Source organism: Providencia sp. PROV269, assembly GCF_028477785.1.
Taxonomy (GTDB): Bacteria; Pseudomonadota; Gammaproteobacteria; order Enterobacterales; family Enterobacteriaceae; genus Providencia; species Providencia rettgeri.
Genome location: NZ_JAMPLV010000003.1, coordinates 358,128 through 377,669 on the forward strand (window position 1 = coordinate 358,128; position 19,542 = coordinate 377,669).

Genomic DNA, 19,542 nt, shown 5'->3' on the forward strand with positions numbered 1-19,542 from the left:
TTAACAGCATTCACTATTTTTTCTAGCTAGAATACACCTTTTATAAGTTAGTATACGTACACTTAAAAGAGGCAATAATGTCCAAGGCATTAGTTATTATTGATCTCATTGAAGAGATAATTGGTAAAAATGGCTTATCTAATTCAAGCTATCAACAGACTTGCTCTCGCAAAATTGTTGAAAAAGCCAATCAAGCAGCACAATATGCAAGAAGTCATCATATCCCAGTTATTTGGGTTAAAGTTGGGTTTTCAGACAATTACCACGATGTTCCTGCTGGCTCCCCAATGTTTCAGCAAGCCAAAAGCCTTGGTGCCTTAAAATTAAGTGGTAATGGGTGTAATTGGGCTCATGACCTTGAAGTGGCATTTCGTGACCCTGTTATGATTAAAAAAGGGGTTTCTGCATTTGCAGGAAACCATTTCCATAAATGGCTTACCGAAAATGGCATTACAGAATTGTTTATTGGCGGAGTTAGTACCGTAAAAGCCATTGAAAGTACGGCTCGGCAGGCTCATGACTTAGGGTATTATGTCACTGTACTTGAAGATTTATGTGCCGCTCCAACGCCAGAACTCCACCAGCAAAGTATTCAGGCATTGGATGGAATGGTAACGGTTTCTTCCGTTAAAGAATTTATGCAATTAAAATAACACTTAGGTATCTGATGAGATTATTTTAATTTTTGCAAGTATATCTCCCGTAGCCGGGTAGCAAGTTTCCCCGGCTTACCTTCCCCAATTAATTGGTTATTCACCATAATAACTGACCAAACTAATGTCGTTGCAGAAGTAATAAAAACTTCTTTTGCTTCTAACATTTCATCAATGCTAAATGACTTTTCAACAATGTCTATTTCTTGCTCCCGAGCAAGCTGTAAAATTGCTTGGCGAGTAATACCTGGCAATATCTTATTACTTAGTCCTCGTGTTTGTATTTGGTTCTGAGGGTTAATAATAAAACAATTACTGGAACTTCCTTCCGTAACATAGCCATTTTTAACAAAAATAGCGTCATCTGCACCTTGTTGCTTAGCGTATTCTTTCGCCATAGAAGCCGCTAATAAGGCGACTGTTTTAATATCACAACGTTGCCAACGAATATCATCGACAGTGATGACTTTTATTCCATATTTAGACTTTTCATTTTCAACAATCTTCGTCTTTTGTGTAAATAAGACCAATGTTGGCTTCGTTTTATTATCAGGATATAAAAAATTGCGTTGTTTTGCATTACCACGAGTCAATTGTAAATATACAAGCCCTTCCTCTATATTATTTTGTAGAACTAATTGAAGATGAATTTGCTTTAATTCTGCTAAATCGTAAGGTAATGATAGCTGTAATTCAGCACAAGAACGCTGCAAACGAGCCATATGATGTTCAAAGTCAACTAGCTTACCGTTAATTACTGCTGTCACTTCATATACTGCATCAGCAAATAAAAAACCACGGTCAAAAACAGATACTGATGCTTCTTCTGCAGGTAAAAACTGGCCATTCACATAAGCAATCATGCGCTGTATTCCTTTATCAATCAAATCATTACCTAACCTCTAATTAACCATACACCATATTATAAAAATTACCTTTCAATTCTTCACATTTTTGTAGTCATTTATAGATTTTCATCCGTCTTATCGGAGTATCTTTCAACCAAAAAGAATTCCAGCAAAGAGATTAAAATATAGTTTAATATTTAAAATTATTTTTAATATTAACTTGACATTAACATGCTAATTGCTAAAATGCTCTCACGTGATCTGGATCACATTTTAATTTGGGGTTACCGATGAACAGCATCAAAGAATTTATCAGCAGTGTGCAAGAAGTTATTGAATTACTCTCTAAACGTTTTATGTAAGCAAGTTAATCATTTTTCAGTCAATCAAACCTTTTAGTTACCTAATCATTAGCGTTAATTGCATTTATTTTGCACAACGACCTTGCAATCAAGGTCGTTTTTTTTATTCAAAAACATTTTCAATAATTTCAGCTACAACCATTGTCCCTATCGCAACTAAAATAAGATCCTGACCACTTACTTTCCATTCATAGCCGACATAAACAGGTAATTGTGCCAAAAATGGTGAAGGTAACGTTTTTTTTGCAATACCTGGAGGAAGCGGTTTTCCCCTACTCACTTGCTTTGCAATACCTGGCGGCAAGCCTCGATATCCCGTCAAACCATATTCAATAGCCAAAGGCCTTACATGACCAAAACTCACATTAAAACTCACATTCGAACCCCGTTGTTTATCGTAATACTTGTTCGATTTGGCATGTTTTAGCTGTTGATTGCCATTCTCTTTATTTGGTTTATCTTTGTTCTGATTTCCTTTATTTCCATGAATTTTTTGATTCCCCTTACCATTTTCTTGACCTTGATTGCCATTAGAAGATGAATTTGCAAATAATGGCGTACAAGCAATAACAGGCAATAAGATATACTGCAAAAGAACTGAACAAATCGGTTTTTTAAATATGTTCATAATAAATTCCTGTAAAGTTAATATAATATTAGGAGTATTTTTAAGAACATTATGCTTAGTTATAGAGACTCACAATCAGAAAATACTTATCACACGTAATGTTATGTAAATGTTACTTAACCCATCAAATTAACGAATGTCCTCCTTTATAATAACCTTTATTATCATTAGTATTGCTTTCATATACTAAGCAATACTTAGAACTAACAATAAGAATTAGGACGGAGTTTAATATTGTTCGCCATGAATTTTCATTACTAATATGATAAGGTCGTTTGACTATCTAATATTTTTATAAGTAATCGTTCCTAACCCCTAAAGAAGGAGAAACCATGCAGCAGCAACTGCTAGACTGGGTACGTCAGTTCAACCAAGATTACGCTAACCTTGCCTCTTTACTGATAGTGCTCGGTTTAATTCTGATCGTCGCCTGCGTATTACATTTAATTCTACATAAAATATTACTTCCACAACTCGAAAAGCGCGGGCAAAAAAGTGCAGGAACTTGGGTTCATTTAATCACTCAACATAATCTTTTTAATCGCTTTGCTTTTGTTATTCAAGGTGTTGTTGTCAATATCCAAGCAACGCTATGGTTGCATTCAGGTTCGACAGCACAAGCCGTTCTAAAGGTCGGTTCACAAGCATGGTGCCTATTATTTGGCTTACTCACCCTCTATTCTGTTCTTGATATTATACTCGGTGTGCTCCAGCGTGCCGCCAAAACTGCGCATTTACCGCTTAGAGGAATATTCCAAAGCCTTAAGCTGATTGCCACAATTTTAATTGGCATCATGATAATTGCGCTATTAATTGGTAAATCCCCACTAATTATTCTCAGCGGTCTTGGCGCAATGACCGCCGTCATGATGTTAGTTTTTAAAGACCCCATTATGGGCTTAGTTGCAGGAATTCAACTTTCAGCCAATAACATGGTTAATATTGGTGATTGGTTAGAAATGCCTAAATACGGCGCTGATGGCGCTGTTGTAGATATTGGTTTAACCACAGTAAAAGTGCGTAACTGGGATAACACAGTTACAACCATTCCTACTTATGCCCTTATTTCTGATTCCTTCAAAAATTGGAAAGGAATGACTGAATCAGGTGGCCGCAGAATTAAGCGTAGTGTCCGCTTAGATGCCAGCAGTGTACATTTTTTAACACCTGAAGAAATAGAGCAATGCATTAAAGCAAATTTACTTGAACCCTATATCGAACAAAAAATATCGGAGATTCAAGTCTTTAATTCTAGTCTACCTGATGATAAAGCGGTTCCTTTAAATCAACGCCGTTTGACGAATATAGGGACTTTCCGAGCTTATATTGAAGCTTATTTAAAATCACACCCTAATATTCACAAAAATATGACGATCATGGTCAGGCAGCTAGAATCTGACACAAATGGTATCCCAATCGAAATATATGCATTTACCAATACAACTGTATGGGTGGAATATGAAAGAATACAGTCAGACATTTTTGACCATATTTTTTCTATCCTTCCGCAATTTAATCTGATGGTACATCAATCACCTACCGGAAATGATGTTAGAATGATAGGCAATTCCCCAGAAAAATAATTAATACTAAGTGATTAGTTAAATTTTCTTATTCATCTACATCTAAAGTGGTATTTAAAAGAGGGATATATCCCTCTTTTTCCTTAGTTCTTGCCCATCGCTATATAAAAATCAATATTTCGATAGTTAATAAAAATAAAACTAATTTATGTTCTGATGAATAAAAAACCCTTATAAATTAAATAAATACACTCACCTTATCAGGGATAACATTGATGTAAGTCATGTAACTCAACAGAAACTTTTTTTAACATATAAAACAAGAAAGTAATGTTGTTATTTACATATAGGCAATGTCAATGCATAAAAATAAAATAAATACTCAATTTGGAGAACTGAGCAGGAGGGAGTTTATACAAACCTCTGCAACCGTTGCGGGTGTCGCTGCTGTTGCTGGCTCAATCACTCTTCCTTTTGCTGTTCAAGCAAAAACACCAGCAATCATGCCTGACGAAGTCAGTGAAAAAATTAGCTATAGCGCATGCTTAGTAAACTGTGGTAGCCGTTGTCCGTTAAAAGTTCATGTGAAAGATGGTGTTATCAGCCGTATTTCCAATGAAACGATGTATGACGACTCAACATTAGGTGAACACCAAATCCGTCCATGCTTACGTGGTCGTTCAGTGCGTTGGAAAACCTACAACCCAGATCGTTTAAAATACCCAATGGTTCGCGTTGGTAAACGTGGTGAAGGTAAATTTAAAAAGATTTCATGGGATGAGGCGACAACCATTATCGCCGAAAAACTGAAATATACTATTGATAAATATGGAAGTGATGCCATTTATTACCAATATGGCTCGGGTTCAACAGGCGCAAACTTACACGGCCGTGCCGCTTGTAAACGTTTATTAAGCTTAACCGGTGGTTTCTTGGGTGATTATGGCACATATTCATATGCTCAATTAATGGAAATCACGCCTTACGTATATGGTAGCGTAGAAGAATCCTATTTATCTGAAATCCAAAATTCTGACTTAGTTGTCATGTTTGGCCACAACCTTGCTGAAACACGTATGTCTGGTGGCGGTCAATTTTACGAAACTCTCAATGCGTTAGATAAAAGCAAAGCAAAAGTTATTATCATTGACCCGCGCCGCACCGATAGCGTCACAACCCTTGGTGCAGAATGGATCCCAATTTATCCAGGAACTGATGCAGCATTAGTTGCGGCTCTCGGCTATGTCATGATCGAAGAACAGCTGACAGATGAAGAATTTCTGAAAAATTATTGTGTCGGCTGGGATGAATCGACCTTACCTGCTTCTGCACCGCGCAATGCATCATATAAAGATTATATTTTAGGTAATGGCCCGGACGGTATCGCTAAAACACCTGAGTGGGCAAGCAAATTAACGGGTATCTCAGTTGCACGTATTAAGCAACTTGCACGTGAAATCGGCAATGCAAATAGAGCATGGATCTCACAAGGCTGGGGCTTACAACGCACAGAAAATGGCGAGCAAGCTTGTCGCTCCATTATGATGTTACCTCTGATGTCCGGCAATATTGGTCGTGCTGGAACAAATACTGGGCTGTGGGGGAATAGCTATGCTTACCCTGTTGCAGGTTTTGCTTTACCTAACCCAGTAAAAGCCTTGATTCCGACTTATATGTGGTCAGAAGCGATTGTTCGCGGGAAAGAATTAACTGCAGAAAATGGTGGCATTAAAGGTGTTGATAAACTAAACAACGACATCAAGTTTATGTGGTGTTACTCCAGTAATGTCATTGGTAACCAACATGGCGATTTAAATAAAACGCATGAAATACTGGCGGATGAATCAAAATGTGAATTTATTTTAGTGTGGGATAACCATGATACCCCATCCGCAAAATATGCAGATTTATTATTACCGGATGTCACAACGGTTGAAACCAACGATTTAATCAATAACTCCTATGCAAGTGGTGCGTATCACTATTTAGTTCGCCTACAAAATGCGATTGAACCACTGTGGGAAAACCGCCCTAACTATGATGTTTTAGCCGAAATTGCTGAAAAAATGGGTGTAAAAGAGCAATTTACCGAAGGCCGTACCTACGCTGAATGGATTGAGTTCTGTTATAACAAAACACGTGAAAAAATGCCTCATTTACCTGAGTTCAGCGAAACCGACGGAGCGGGTATTATCGATCGTAAGTTCCTGAACAGCTCAGAAAATATTGCATTGAAGAAATTCCGTGATGACCCAATCAATAACCCATTAAAGACGCCGTCAGGTAAAGTGGAAATCTATTCAGAACAACTGGCTGAGCGTGTCAAAAATTGGGAGTTACCCGAAGGCCAGCGTATTCCTGCAATTCCTGAGTATTGCGTCAATAAAGAAGGCGTTGAAGCCCAAGCAAGCCAGCAAAAGCATCCGCTATTAATGACGGGCTTTCATGATAAAGGCCATGTGCATTCATCATATTACAATGTTGCGATGCTCCGTGAAGCCATTCCACATCAGTTTTGGCTCAACCCAATCGATGCTCAGCAACGCGGCTTGAACAATGGTGATATGGCGGAAATATTTAATGACCGTGGGCGTATTCAAATTAAAGTGAAAGTAACAGAGCGTGTATTACCTGGTGTTATCGCCGTTCCACAAGGTGCATGGCGTACTCTCAATGATGATGGGCTAGATGTCGGTGGTTGTATCAATACACTAACCTCACATGTCCCTTCGCCATTGGCTAAAGGTACCCCACAACATACTAACCTTGTTGAAGTTAAACGCGCTTAAGGAGTTGAATGATGAAACAATATGGCTTTTACTTTGACTCCACAAAATGCACTGGCTGTAAAACGTGTCAAGTCAGTTGTAAGGATGAAAAAGATTTAGATTTAGGTCCAAAATTCCGTCGCGTCTACGAATTTGGCGGCGGTAGTTGGCAAAAGCAAGATGGTATCTGGCAACAAAACGTCTTTAATTACTATCTTTCTATTTCATGTAACCATTGCTCAAACCCGACTTGTGTCGCGGGTTGCCCAACTGGTGCAATGCATAAACGTGAAGAAGATGGGTTAGTCGTGGTTGACCAATCCATTTGTGTTGGTTGTCGTTATTGTGAGTTGCGCTGCCCGTATGGCGCACCACAATTTGATGAGAAGAAAAAACTGATGAGTAAATGCGACGGCTGTTATGAGCGTGTCGCAAAAGGGATGAAACCTGTTTGCGTTGAATCTTGCCCGCAGCGTGCTTTAGATTTTGATGATATTAATGTTCTTCGTGAATTACACGGCACGGAGTGTGGTATTGCGCCAATGCCAGACCCAAGCCTGACGAACCCGAATATTGTTATCAAACCACATAAAGATGCGAAGCCATTTGGCGATAAAAGTGGCGAATTAAAGAACCCTGCGGAGGTATAAGATGCATGAATTACCACTCGTTTTTTTCACCGTCTTAGGACAGTCAGCTGCTGGGCTTTTCTTACTCGCTTATATCAGCCGTAGAATGGGTTCTATTGACGATAAACAGTTAAAAACTGCCAATATCGTGGCCTTTATTATTATGATAATAGGCTTAGGTATCGGTGGATTACACGTTGGCCAACCACTACGCTTCTTTAATATGCTGCTGGGTGTAGGCCGTTCACCAATGAGTAATGAAGCGTTCTTGAGTGGCGTATTTGTTGGATGCGCTGCTGCAACGTTGTTTTTTACTTTGTTTTTCAAACATACGTTATTACGTGAACTGGCTAATATTGCCGCGGTAGTGTCAGGACTTGCATTTGTTTGGTCAATACCTCAGGTATACAACATCGCCACTATTGCTAACTGGAATACCGGTTACACCACACTACAAATGTGGATGACGATGTTAGTCGGAGGCGGTGCACTCGCCATTGCAATCGGTGCTCGTGGCCTAGGTATTGCTTCATTCTTAATAGGTACTTTCGCTATTTTTGCTAGCCGTGCTGGTTATCAAGCTTTCTTAACCGAAACTGGTCCAGCTCTTAGCAACGAACAAACTGGCTTCTGGGGTTTCCAAGTCGTTGTCTTAGCCATTGCTTTAGCCGCATTCGTTGGTATGGCGTTAAAGCACCGCGCACCAAAAGCGACATTAGCGACTTGTGCTGCTGCAGTATTATTAGCTGAACTTGCTGGCCGCATCGCATTCTATAACTTGTGGCAAATAACCATGTAAGACGTTGTTATTACTATGTTATAGTGTTTCATAAAAGAACCCCACTTGGGGTTCTTTGTTTAGAAATCCAACACCATCCTGCATCAATATAACTGCAGGAAATCAGATAATGATGTCAGCCTTTAGCACGAAATAAGACGGATAAAATAATATGATTGACACGACAATGATCCGCATCCTTGGTGCGTTTTTCTACTACCCTCCGCAATCGGACACTTTACGCAATGTCTACCCTGTCTTGGGTGAAATACCACAATTACATTCTTGGGAAAACCCGGAGCAAATTCAGGCTATTTGTACTTTGTTGTCACAAATACAACCTGATGATATTGCGTATGATTATTCAATTTTATTCGAAGGACAAGGTAGTATGCCCGCTCCGCCTTGGGGCTCAGTGTATTTAGAACATGATAATACGGTTATGGGAGAGTCAACAACGGCTTATCGCGACTTCTTGCAAACGAAAGGTCTAGTCACTGATACAGGGCTACGAGAACCAGAAGACCAATTTGGCTTAATGATGATGGCCGTTTCTGCTTTAGCGGAACAAGAGGACGACAGCGCCATTATTACTTTATTTGAGCAATATTTATTGCCTTGGGCATATCGCTATTTAAAGTTAGTGCAGCAAAGCAAAACAGAGACTGCTTTTTACCCTACCCTTGCACAACTCACTGAAATTTATCTTAAATCACTACAATTGGAATTAGCGTTATCTCCAGTCAATACTGAATTATTCCGCTAAATAAAATACTAAACCAAATGAGCTTATTAAACAAAACATGGGCTCATTTGGTTGCAACCTAAAAAGAAGAGTTTGGCTCTTGTAAAAATGCAATTTCTTCTTGTGTTGATGCACGGCCTAAAATTTCATTACGGTGCGGATAACGGCCAAATTTATCAATAATCGCTTTATGTCGCATTTCAAAATCTAATGTGCCATCGTCACCCAGCATGCGAAATAGCTCAACTGCCTGTAAATGAATAAAACTCGATTCAGAGTGCATAAATGGCATTAGAACAAACTTGCGCTGTGATAATGTCAGGAGATTATAATCATGTTGCTTAATCGCCTCTTGCGCTAATGCTAAAGCCATTGCGTCTTGAGCAAAAGACCTTGGCGTATCACGCCATAAATTACGAGAAAACTGGTCTAGAACAATAATTTCCGCTAAGCGCCCACGAATAGATGCCCGCCAATAAGCTAATTCTCCCTTAGCTGCACGTTCGCAAATATGCGCAAACCGTTGTGCTATCGTCAAATCAAATTTAGCGCTTTTTTCAAACCATTGTTTTGGTGTCGATTCCTCAAACCAAAATGAAAGCACTTCTTCCATGGCATTCATGATTTATTCCTATCTATTTTCTTATTAGTGGTTGTCATAATCCTAGTTAAAAAGGGCCTTAATTGACAGGCTTGAGCTCTAATATCGGTTAATTGCAGATAATTATTTTGTTTTTTGCGATCTAACACAAAAAAACACTCATTATCAACAAGGTAATTTTAACAATATTCCGCGTTATTTATTATTAAATCATTTATTTTCTATTTATAATAATTCGCAACTTTTTAATTTATAAAGATTTGCTTTTTAGTGTGCATGAGAGAATTCATCATGCCTAAATACATACATTTGGTTAACTCAATGTTAGAATTTAACCTATAATGCGTATGTGAATTAGATAGTTACTTACAGTCATTACTTTCAGCGGTTCATATTGGTTCTTATTAAGGAAGGCAATGTAAATGGCAGGACATATGGTACTCATTGGTTGGGCGTTATGGGTTAGCCCTTGTGGCACAGATTCATGTGATGCGTTACCGGTGACTGAAACTATTTTTACACAAGAACAATGTATTAGCCGAAAAAATTACCTAGAATCTAAGCGACCGAACCTCTATTTTCTCTGTGGTGAGGTCTATCGTGATAGCAATGAAATGACCGCTGAAGAGAAACATACCATACCCGCACCGCATCTCCCTCTCAGAACATTGCCAGAACGGCTTTCCCGTTAGTTTGAGCTAACTCCTTTAGCTCAAACTAAACAGGCACCAAATTAAATAATTTCAGCTATTGGGCTCTCTGCTTCAACAAAATCCCCTTTAATAGCCCCGTGTTTCAATGTTCCGGCTCGGTGTGCAACAATTTGCACTTCCATTTTCATTGCTTCCATTACACCGATTACATCCCCTTTTGAAACATTATTTCCCTGAGGGATCAGCCAATTAAACAATATCCCAGAGATGGGGGCATTGACCGCATCAGGATTGTGGACCTTCTGAGGCGCAGAATGGGCTGCTACGGAGTTATTACCTGAAAAACGAGAAAACAATTGAGTGGGTAAACCTAACTCGCAACGCTTTCCATCGATTTCAATGAAAGTACGTGTTATCTCAGGGTCCGATAATGGAATTTGCCGTTTTGCCGGTGGAATTTCCACATTAAATTCGGTCTCTATCCAACGCGTATGTACACTAAAATTATCACAAAAATCAGTTTGTTCCATTACTGCACGGTGGAATGGTAAAACTGATGCAACACCTTCAATAGTAAATTCAGCCAATGCACGGCGTGCACGCGAAATAGCTTGCTCTCGAGTACGACCCACTACAATTAATTTCGCCATTAACGAATCAAAGGTGCCCGGTATTGTTGTTCCAGCCATTACGCCACTGTCAACACGCACTCCAGGCCCCGATGGTGCATCAAAAACGGTAATGGTGCCAGGGGTCGGTAAAAACCCGTTTCCAGCATCTTCAGCATTAATACGAAATTCAAAAGCATGCCCTCGTGGGATCGGCATCTCCTTAATACTTAAAGGTAAGCCTTCTGCAATTCGTAACTGCTCAATCACTAAGTCAATACCTGCGGTTTCCTCTGTGACTGGGTGCTCAACTTGTAAGCGCGTATTCACTTCTAGAAATGACAGCGTTCCATCTTGGCTTAACAAAAATTCAACGGTTCCTGCTCCAACATAACCTGCTTTACGGCAAATATCGGTAGAGGCTTGAATAATTTGTTGTTGTTGACTTTCGGATAAAAAAGGTGCTGGCGACTCTTCAACCAGTTTCTGATTACGACGCTGCAGTGAACAGTCACGGGTTCCCACCACCAGCACGTTGCCATGCGTATCCGCAATAACTTGTGCTTCAATGTGCCGAGGGTTATGCAAAAACTGTTCAATAAAGCATTCACCACGACCAAATGCCGCGGTCGCTTCACGTACAGCCGAATGATAAAGCTCTTCAACTTCATGGAGTTGCCAAGCGACTTTGAGCCCTCTACCTCCACCACCAAACGCAGCCTTAATGGCAATAGGCAAACCATGTTGATGGGCAAATTCGAGGACTTCTTGTGCGCTATTCACCGGGTCTTTTGTGCCAACCACTAGCGGTGCACCGACCTGCATTGCAATATGACGAGCCTGAACCTTATCGCCTAATATATCAATACTGTTTGCGCTAGGCCCAATCCAGATTAACCCTGCGGCTTCAACTGCACGCGCAAACTCAGCCCGTTCAGATAAAAAACCATATCCTGGATGCACCATCGTCGCACCTGATTGCTGAGCGAGACTAATCAGCTTTTCAATATTCAAATAACTCTCTGTGGGGGAATTTCCTCCAAGCCCGTAGGCTTCATCCGCCATTTTGACGTGGAGTGCATCAATATCGCTATCCGCATAAACGGCAACAGACTGAAAACCATAATCACGACATGCACGGATAATACGAACTGCGATTTCGCCTCGATTAGCAATCAATACTTTATGGTTTTTGTTATTATTCATGTTCATAAGCACAATGGCTCCCTTACAATGCTTTAAATTCACCGAGTGGATTAAAACGTATTTTGGCATTCACCGGGATTTGTCCTGCTAAATCCAAATGGTATTCACATACCGCGCCAATAACGGGATAACCGCCAGTTAAAGGGTGGTCGTTGAGAAACAAAACGGGCTGGCCATTTGCTGGCACTTGAATAGCCCCAATGCAAGTTCCTTCACTCGGTAGCTCCTGTAATTGTTCGCGTTCTAACGGTTTTTCACTCAATAAGCGCAGGCCTATACGGTTTGATGACGCAGTGACTTGCCATAATTGATTCGTTAGTTGCTCAACGGCTTGTTTTGTAAACCAATCCGTTCGAGGTCCCAATACCACATCCAAAACCACTATGTCGCTTTCAGCGGGATAATCAAAAATAGGTGTTTCATACAATGAAACGGCTAATGAAGACGAATTGGTGTTAACCGTTAATGTTTGGCCTGCTGTAATTGGGGCTGGACCAACTTGCGCTAACGTATCAAACGAACAACTCGATAAAATAGGTTCTATGTTAAAACCACCCCGCACAGCAAAATAGCTACGTACACCTTTGTTCGGCCGGCTTAGTTTAATGGTGTCGCCTTTTGCTAAATGAATTGGTTGATAAGTATTAACTTGATATTGTTCGTGTTCTGCCGTGATAACGTCAATAATACAAGGCGCTCCAGTCACTGCAACAATAAGGTCTTTGTGTACCTGAGCCTTAAACCCACCTTGTGTTATCTCTAAAGCGGGTGAGTCTGATTCATTCCCCACAATACGGTTTGCACTACGCAATGCCGATTTATCCATACTGCCTGATTCTGAAATACCTAATGCCGATTGGCCAATACGCCCTAAATCTTGAAATAAAACCTGTAACCCCGTCGTTAAAACGGTTAAATCAGCAGTGGTACTCTCAGGTTTAGTTTCACTTTCTACTTTAGTTGGCAAGCTATAGCTAATCTGACTTTTCGTTGCATCAACAAAGTTGACCCGCGTTCCTGCCTGAACTAACGCAGGTTCAGGTCGATTGATATCCCACATTAATAGCTCAGTCACACCAATCAACTGCCATCCGCCAGGGCTAGCTTGTGGATAGACACTGCTAAACTCTCCCGCTAATGCAACAGAACCCGCAGGAATGCGCACCCTTGGTGATTGACGCCTTGGAACATTCAAATTAGCGCCTTTCGAAACCATGTAACCAAAACCTGGGGCAAAACCGCTAAATGCAACCTGAAATTCATTTTCTGTATGACGACGTATAACTTCAGCGGTGGATATACCTAAATGCAATGCAACATAGGATAAATCCTCCCCATTATAATGAACAGGGATAGTGACCAATTTGCTGGCCTTGCCGACGACACTTGACACATCCCTAAGCGAAATCTTTTCAACCAAATCATTTACATCAATCTTGATCGGGTTATAGCGAATTAAAATCGTCCTTGCTGCTGGCGTAATTTCGTCAATCCCATAAATTGGCATTTCTGTTAATGAATCAGTCAATGCCATTGTTTGTTCAAGACTTTCTAACTCCACCATAAAGGCACTTAAATTGACGGGTAAAAATCTCAATTGGCACCTCTATATATGATATGCGGCATCGGGTACATCCGTAATAAACATGTAACCAGGTGCATGGCTTAATGCGAAAGGAACCCCTGATTTCATCACTGCCGCTTGAGGCGTTACGCCGCAAGCCCAAAAAACGGGGATTTCCCCCTCTTCGATACGAACCGCATCACCGAAGTCAGGTTGCATAATGTCAACAATACCTAATTGTTCTGGTGCACCAATATGAACAGGCGTGCCATGCACTGCAGGAAACCTGCCAGTAATACTCACGGCATCCGCAACTCGATTTGCAGGTATTGGTCGCATTGAAACCACTAGCTCCCCTTGTAAACGCCCAGCTGGGCGACAAAGGTGATTAGTTTTATACATCGGAACATTGGATTTATCGGTGATATGCCGTACATCAATACCGGCTTCAATCATTGGTGTTTCGAAAGTAAAACTGCAACCAATTAAAAAAGTCACTAAATCAGGATGTTGTTGGTAAATCGATGTCGCATCCGTAATTTCAGCGGTTAACTGACCATTTTCCCACACACGGTAACGTGGAATATCAGTACGTAAATCAGCACCTTCAGCTAAAACAGTTTGCCAACTCCCTGCTTCGCATACGTCCAAAACAGGGCAGCTCTTTGGATTACGCTGAGCATATAATAAAAAATCAAATGCCCAATCGCGTGGCAATGCAATCATGTTGGCTTGAGTCATGCCTGGAGCAAGGCCAGCTGTTGGTTTGTCATATCCTTCGCGGATAGCAAGGCGTGCAAGACGAGCGGCTTCAATGGCCTGCTGTGATGCCTTCATTAGCGGTGTCATTCGCGGTCTCCTTTATGAGCAAAACCATAAATTTCAATACCTTGTTTCTCTAGAATAGCGCGTACCTGTTTTGCCATTTCAAGAGCGCCAGGACTATCGCCATGAACACAAATTGACCCCGCGTCAACCGGTGTAAATTTTCCATCAATTGACATCACACCGTCCTCCATGACCAATTGCAACATGCGGTCTGCGACTATCTGTGGGTCATGTAATACAGAGCCGGCTAATTTTCGAGATACTAATGTACCATCGCTGTTATAAGCTCTATCAGCAAAAGCTTCTGCGACGACATTTAAGCCACATTCTCTCGCCCACTCAATTAATGGCGATCCTGCTAATGCGACTAATATCAGCTGCTTATCAATGGCTAATATCGCATCAATCACCGCCATAGCTTGACGTTTATCATGAGCAATCGTGTTATACAATGCTCCATGGGGTTTAACATATAAAACTTGTGTTCCTGCTGCGGTTGCTAACCCTTGTAATGCACCAATTTGATAAATCACGTCCGCAGTTAATTCATTTGATGCAATATCCATATTACGTCGACCAAATCCCACTAAGTCGGGATAACCAACATGAGCACCAACAGCAACACCATTTTCCTTCGCTGCTTTAAGGGTTTTTAATATCCCTTCTGGCGAACCCGCATGAAAACCGCAGGCAATATTGGCACTACTAACAACAGGAAGAATGGCGGTATCGTTCCCCATTTCCCATTGCCCAAAACTCTCCCCAAGGTCGCTATTTAAATCAATTTGCTTTCTCATGGCTTCTCCTTGAGTTATTTCAGATAATTAAAGATTGCACCGACAGACATTGCGCCCATATACCAAGTGAGTGCACACGTCACAACACCAGACCATAATAGCCAACGTGGATAATGGTAACCTGACATTAAATCTGAGCGTTTCCAGCCGATATAAACAAATAAAGTTAAACCAATAGGTAAAATTAGCCCATTGAAACCACCGGCAAAAACCAATAATGCCGCAGGGGCTGTTCCCATAAATAAATAGACAATCAGAGAGACTGCAATAAATATGATAGTTGCGACATTACGTTGCCTTTCTGTGATAGAAGACTTAAATGCCGTTAAGAAGCTCATTGAGGTATACGCTGCACCAATCACACTGGTAAGTGCTGCAGCCCATAGAATTAAACCGAAGATACGTAAACCAAAATTACCCGCAGCTGCCTGAAATGCTTGCGATGCTGGGTTAGCCGCATGTCCAGAAATATCAATAGTCACACCACTTGCAACTACACCTAAGATAGCCAAAAATAAAATGTAACGCATCAACCCAACAACTAAGATACCTTTTGTCGCAGCGCTAGAAACAACTTTAATGTTTTCAATACCTACTGCGCCTTTATCCAATAAGCGATGAGCGCCTGCATAACAGATATACCCCCCAACAGTGCCCCCAACAATGGTGGTTATCATGGCAAAATCAACCGTGTCCGGTAGTACGCTTTGGCGTAATGCCTCACCAACAGGCGGATTTGATGCAATAGCGACAAATAACGTTAAGCCAATCATCACTACACCTAATCCAATAATTAACCTATCAATAAATGTGCTGGCCTTACGGGAGGAAAAAATATAAATGGCTAATAGTGCGCTAATCAAACCACCCCATTTCGGGTCTAAGCCAACTAAGGCATTAAGCCCTAACCCTGCACCTGCAATATTGCCAATATTAAAAATTAGCCCGCCAAAAATAACTAATATAGCAAGTAAATAACCACTCCCAGGAATTGTGGCATTCGCAATTTCGGATGAGTGCATTTTAGTCAGGGTAACAACTCGCCATATGTTCTGCTGAACAATGAAGTCAATCACAATAGACGCTAATATCCCGAAGGCAAAAGCGGCTCCTAATGTCACGGTAAAAGTAGCCGTTTGTGTGATAAACCCAGGCCCAATGGCAGACGTTGCCATTAAAAAAATTGCGCTTATCAGTGATGAACGGCGGCTTTTCACATATTCAGCCGTAGTTGGTGCACTTTCTTGAGCGGCCATGTGCATACTCCTCTAATAGTTATTGTTTTAATTATTGATGTAGTTGTTGATGTCACAATCACTAAGGCAATTATCGTGCCATTGTTCTACTTGTTACCTGTATTGTTAATTCATTTTTAATGGATTGTTGAACAATTAGTATTAAATGATGAATAAACAATCAATAAAAATCGTAATTGCTCGTTTAAAAATCAAGACGAGATCACTTTTTTAACAATTTTCACTGCACATGCATATTGCTTATCGACTAGTTCGCACCAAGTTGGTGCGATAAATTTATAATTTCACTATTTTTGTGCAAATACATGAAATGGGATGATGAGTAAAAAAGAAAGGAAACTTGCTGCTATAACTTGAATATGTGAATATAACGAATTATTACCCCTGAGACTAAAATTAGCCTTTATTATGAAAAAACAATCTGTTGCACAAACTTTATCTGTCACTATTGCAGAAGTTATACGTTATAAGATAACAGTTGGAGAGATCACGCCGGGTCAGCGCTTATCTGAAGCAACATTAAGTGAAGAACTCGATATCTCTCGCAACACATTGCGAGAAGTATTTCGCGTACTTACGCAGGAAGGTTTGTTAACTTATGCTCCAAATAAGGGTGTATTTGTCTCAGTCCCTGATATGGCCGCCATTATCGATATCTACCAAGTTCGCCGGCTTATTGAGTGTGATGCGTTAACTCATGCATATGCCTTGCATCCATCAGTTCATAAAATGAAAGAGGCTGTTCAAGAAGCTCGTGAACATGAAAAGACCGAGAACTGGGTCGGTGTAGGTACTGCAAATATGAAATTTCATACTGCCATTGTCGAGTTATCCGACAGCGAACGTTTAATTAAATTATACCGTAATGTGTCAGCTGAATTACGACTGGCCTTTGGTCACCTCAATGACCCTAAAATTTTGTATGCTCCCTATATTGATAAAAACCACTCTATTCTTAACTTATTAGATTCTGGCCAAAATTTAGATGCGGCTAATATGTTACGTAATTACTTAGACCTTTCTGAACGCACATTACTCGCTGCACTTAAACGGAAACAATCTGCTCTTTGAATTATTTAAAGTTTAATTTGTCTATTATTAAATTTCTTTATTCTTCACTAATTTCATTACATAAATTTTAGTGATAAATCATTTATCGCAATAACTTTTATATTTTAATAATGCTTCATTATCTAGCCATAATTTTATTAGATTAAATTCTATTTTTTGTTAACTAATTAAATAGAATGATTTAAACATAAAATCACATTCAGAAACCTTTCCAATAAAAATAAAACTTTTAGTGGCTATTTTTCACTCTATTTAGTTTTATCGGCGAAAAACAAGCACTACAACAAACCATTTCATTAACAAATTTAAAACATTTACTCCATTTACTTTAAATATTAATTTACCTTCAAAACTCACCTAAAACTCACATTCATATACAATATTTAACATAAAACGTTATTATTATAATATAATTTAACAAAACAAACAAATTGATATAAATTACACATTGGAATTACTCAAATTTATCGAGTTAATAGTTGTAGTTTTCTCGAATATTCGATATAAAATTTATGATAATAAAAAGACATACATAAGAATTATTAATATAAAATGAGATTTCATTATGACATTAAACCAAGTGACTAAAAAAAAACCGTTTAAATTTGGCCTAGGATGGCAAATATTGGTTGCTCTTATTTTGGGCGTTATTGCTGGTGCGCTTTTACATGATAATACAGAGTACAAAGATTGGTTGATTTTAAATATTCTATCTCCGGCTGGTAAAATATTTATTCAGTTAATCAAGATGATTGTTGTTCCTATTGTAATATCAACCCTAATTGTTGGAATAGCAGGCGTTGGTAATACCAAGCAACTAGGCTCTCTCGGTTTTAAAACTATTCTTTATTTTGAAATTATTACTACAATTGCCATTATCGTCGGTATCTCTTTTGCCAATATATTCCAACCAGGTGTTGGTATTGACATGTCGCAATTAACTCAAGTCGATATTTCACAATATGAAAAAACTACCCAAGAAGTTGAAAGCCACCCTTCCGGGATCATTAATACGATCCTCACTTTAGTTCCAAGTAATATTTTTGCAGCGATGGCGAGTGGTGATATGCTCCCCGTCATCTTTTTTGCTGTATTATTTGGCTTAGGGCTTTCTTCTTTACCATTAGAGAAAAAACAACCATTACTCAATGTATTACAGACTTTCTCTGAAACAATGTTCCGCGTAACAAATATGATTATGATGTATGCTCCAATCGGGGTTTTCGCATTAATATCCGTTACCGTTGCTAACTTTGGTTTCTCATCATTAGTTCCTTTATTGAAACTGGTTATACTCGTCCACTGTGCAATTATATTTTTTGCGGTTGTTGTATTAGGATTAGTTGCCCGTTATTGTCGAATTAATATTTTCACTTTGATGAAAATATTAAAAGATGAATTGTTACTCGCTTATTCGACGGCCAGCTCTGAAACCGTACTTCCTCGTATTATGGATAAAATGGAAAAATACGGAGCGCCTAAGTCTGTAACAAGCTTTGTTATTCCAATTGGTTATTCATTTAACTTAGATGGCTCGACACTATACCAAAGTATTGCCGCTATTTTTATAGCCCAACTTTATGGTATAGAACTCTCCATTGGGCAAGAACTTATCTTAGTATTTACTCTTATGATCACTTCTAAAGGTATTGCTGGTGTCCCAGGTGTTTCATTTGTTGTTCTTCTTGCCACGCTAGGAAGTGTAGGGATTCCATTAGAAGGGTTAGCATTCATCGCAGGTGTTGACAGAATTCTAGATATGGCACGTACGGCACTTAATGTGGTAGGTAATGCCCTAGCCGCTCTGGTTATTGCCAAATGGGAACATAATTATGACGATAAAAAAGCTCGAGAATATGAAAATAGTTTTTAGTTTATTCTAAAGTAACTCTATAATAGAATTGCCTTCGATTAATATCGTTATTGAAGGTAGTTCTATTTTTACGCAATAAATGATCAGTTATTTGTTAAATATTTTTAAATTAGATATTTTTACTTATTAAGCGCAATACATTTCACATTTT

General features: G+C 39.5%; 17 protein-coding genes. 9 read left to right on the forward strand and 8 right to left on the reverse strand.

Features of this window, described 5'->3' with window-relative positions:
- Window positions 1-77: 77 nt before the first annotated feature.
- Window positions 78-653: a cysteine hydrolase family protein gene (locus PR683_RS06205; RefSeq protein WP_004912122.1), complete on the forward strand. Its 576-nt coding sequence runs from the start codon at window positions 78-80 to the stop codon at window positions 651-653.
- A gap of 20 nt (window positions 654-673) precedes the next feature.
- On the opposite strand, the gene PR683_RS06210 is transcribed toward PR683_RS06205, so the two are convergent.
- Together PR683_RS06210 and PR683_RS06215 are read right to left on the reverse strand one after the other, a co-directional pair.
- Window positions 674-1,516 carry a D-amino-acid transaminase gene (locus PR683_RS06210; RefSeq protein WP_110731998.1) on the reverse strand — a complete coding sequence of 281 codons (843 nt, stop codon included), beginning with the start codon at window positions 1,514-1,516 and terminating at the stop codon, window positions 674-676.
- 450 nt (window positions 1,517-1,966) lie between these two features.
- Entirely contained in the window at window positions 1,967-2,491 is a 525-nt protein-coding gene (locus tag PR683_RS06215) for an anti-virulence regulator CigR family protein (RefSeq protein WP_117162375.1), read from the reverse strand.
- A 332-nt stretch (window positions 2,492-2,823) separates the two neighbouring features.
- Here PR683_RS06215 and PR683_RS06220 point away from each other — a divergent pair, with 332 nt between their 5' ends.
- From PR683_RS06220 to PR683_RS06240, 5 genes are all read left to right on the forward strand, one after another.
- Complete coding sequence (locus tag PR683_RS06220; protein WP_004912130.1) at window positions 2,824-4,074, forward strand: mechanosensitive ion channel family protein; 1,251 nt, start codon at window positions 2,824-2,826, stop codon at window positions 4,072-4,074.
- A 299-nt stretch (window positions 4,075-4,373) separates the two neighbouring features.
- Window positions 4,374-6,803, forward strand: a complete 2,430-nt coding sequence (locus PR683_RS06225; RefSeq protein WP_004912136.1) for a DMSO/selenate family reductase complex A subunit — start codon at window positions 4,374-4,376, stop codon at window positions 6,801-6,803.
- 11 nt (window positions 6,804-6,814) lie between these two features.
- Window positions 6,815-7,432: a DMSO/selenate family reductase complex B subunit gene (locus PR683_RS06230; RefSeq protein WP_110731999.1), complete on the forward strand. Its 618-nt coding sequence runs from the start codon at window positions 6,815-6,817 to the stop codon at window positions 7,430-7,432.
- A gap of 1 nt (window position 7,433) precedes the next feature.
- Window positions 7,434-8,210 carry a dimethyl sulfoxide reductase anchor subunit family protein gene (locus PR683_RS06235; RefSeq protein WP_004912143.1) on the forward strand — a complete coding sequence of 259 codons (777 nt, stop codon included), beginning with the start codon at window positions 7,434-7,436 and terminating at the stop codon, window positions 8,208-8,210.
- Window positions 8,211-8,361: 151 nt separating this feature from the next.
- The gene (locus PR683_RS06240; protein ID WP_004912146.1) at window positions 8,362-8,955 is read left to right on the forward strand and encodes a TorD/DmsD family molecular chaperone; all 594 of its coding nucleotides are present in this window, start codon (window positions 8,362-8,364) and stop codon (window positions 8,953-8,955) included.
- Between the two features lie 58 nt (window positions 8,956-9,013).
- On the opposite strand, the gene PR683_RS06245 is transcribed toward PR683_RS06240, so the two are convergent.
- Complete coding sequence (locus PR683_RS06245; protein WP_004912147.1) at window positions 9,014-9,556, reverse strand: DUF924 family protein; 543 nt, start codon at window positions 9,554-9,556, stop codon at window positions 9,014-9,016.
- A gap of 401 nt (window positions 9,557-9,957) precedes the next feature.
- Between PR683_RS06245 and PR683_RS06250 the strand changes: the two genes are divergently transcribed.
- Window positions 9,958-10,227 carry a hypothetical protein gene (locus PR683_RS06250; protein WP_004912150.1) on the forward strand — a complete coding sequence of 90 codons (270 nt, stop codon included), beginning with the start codon at window positions 9,958-9,960 and terminating at the stop codon, window positions 10,225-10,227.
- Window positions 10,228-10,268: 41 nt separating this feature from the next.
- Here the strand turns inward: PR683_RS06250 and PR683_RS06255 are convergent, their stop codons facing one another.
- From PR683_RS06255 to PR683_RS06275, 5 genes are read right to left on the reverse strand one after another with little or no spacing between them, the layout of a single operon-like run.
- A complete protein-coding gene (locus tag PR683_RS06255; protein ID WP_196718742.1) occupies window positions 10,269-12,008 on the reverse strand; it encodes an acetyl/propionyl/methylcrotonyl-CoA carboxylase subunit alpha in 1,740 nt (579 codons plus the stop codon).
- Between the two features lie 16 nt (window positions 12,009-12,024).
- Window positions 12,025-13,599: a 5-oxoprolinase/urea amidolyase family protein gene (locus PR683_RS06260; protein ID WP_272571348.1), complete on the reverse strand. Its 1,575-nt coding sequence runs from the start codon at window positions 13,597-13,599 to the stop codon at window positions 12,025-12,027.
- A gap of 9 nt (window positions 13,600-13,608) precedes the next feature.
- Entirely contained in the window at window positions 13,609-14,415 is an 807-nt protein-coding gene (locus PR683_RS06265) for a putative hydro-lyase (RefSeq protein ID WP_123382595.1), read from the reverse strand.
- Window positions 14,412-15,191 carry a LamB/YcsF family protein gene (locus PR683_RS06270; protein WP_109911569.1) on the reverse strand — a complete coding sequence of 260 codons (780 nt, stop codon included), beginning with the start codon at window positions 15,189-15,191 and terminating at the stop codon, window positions 14,412-14,414. Before PR683_RS06270 ends, PR683_RS06265 begins: the two co-directional genes overlap by 4 nt.
- A gap of 14 nt (window positions 15,192-15,205) precedes the next feature.
- Entirely contained in the window at window positions 15,206-16,447 is a 1,242-nt protein-coding gene (locus PR683_RS06275) for an NRAMP family divalent metal transporter (protein ID WP_004912166.1), read from the reverse strand.
- A gap of 408 nt (window positions 16,448-16,855) precedes the next feature.
- Between PR683_RS06275 and PR683_RS06280 the strand changes: the two genes are divergently transcribed.
- Both PR683_RS06280 and gltP read left to right on the forward strand, forming a co-directional pair.
- Window positions 16,856-17,518 carry a GntR family transcriptional regulator gene (locus PR683_RS06280; protein ID WP_004912169.1) on the forward strand — a complete coding sequence of 221 codons (663 nt, stop codon included), beginning with the start codon at window positions 16,856-16,858 and terminating at the stop codon, window positions 17,516-17,518.
- A 565-nt stretch (window positions 17,519-18,083) separates the two neighbouring features.
- A complete protein-coding gene (gene gltP / locus PR683_RS06285) occupies window positions 18,084-19,391 on the forward strand; it encodes a glutamate/aspartate:proton symporter GltP (RefSeq protein WP_109911568.1) in 1,308 nt (435 codons plus the stop codon).
- The last annotated feature ends 151 nt before the right edge of the window (window positions 19,392-19,542 follow it).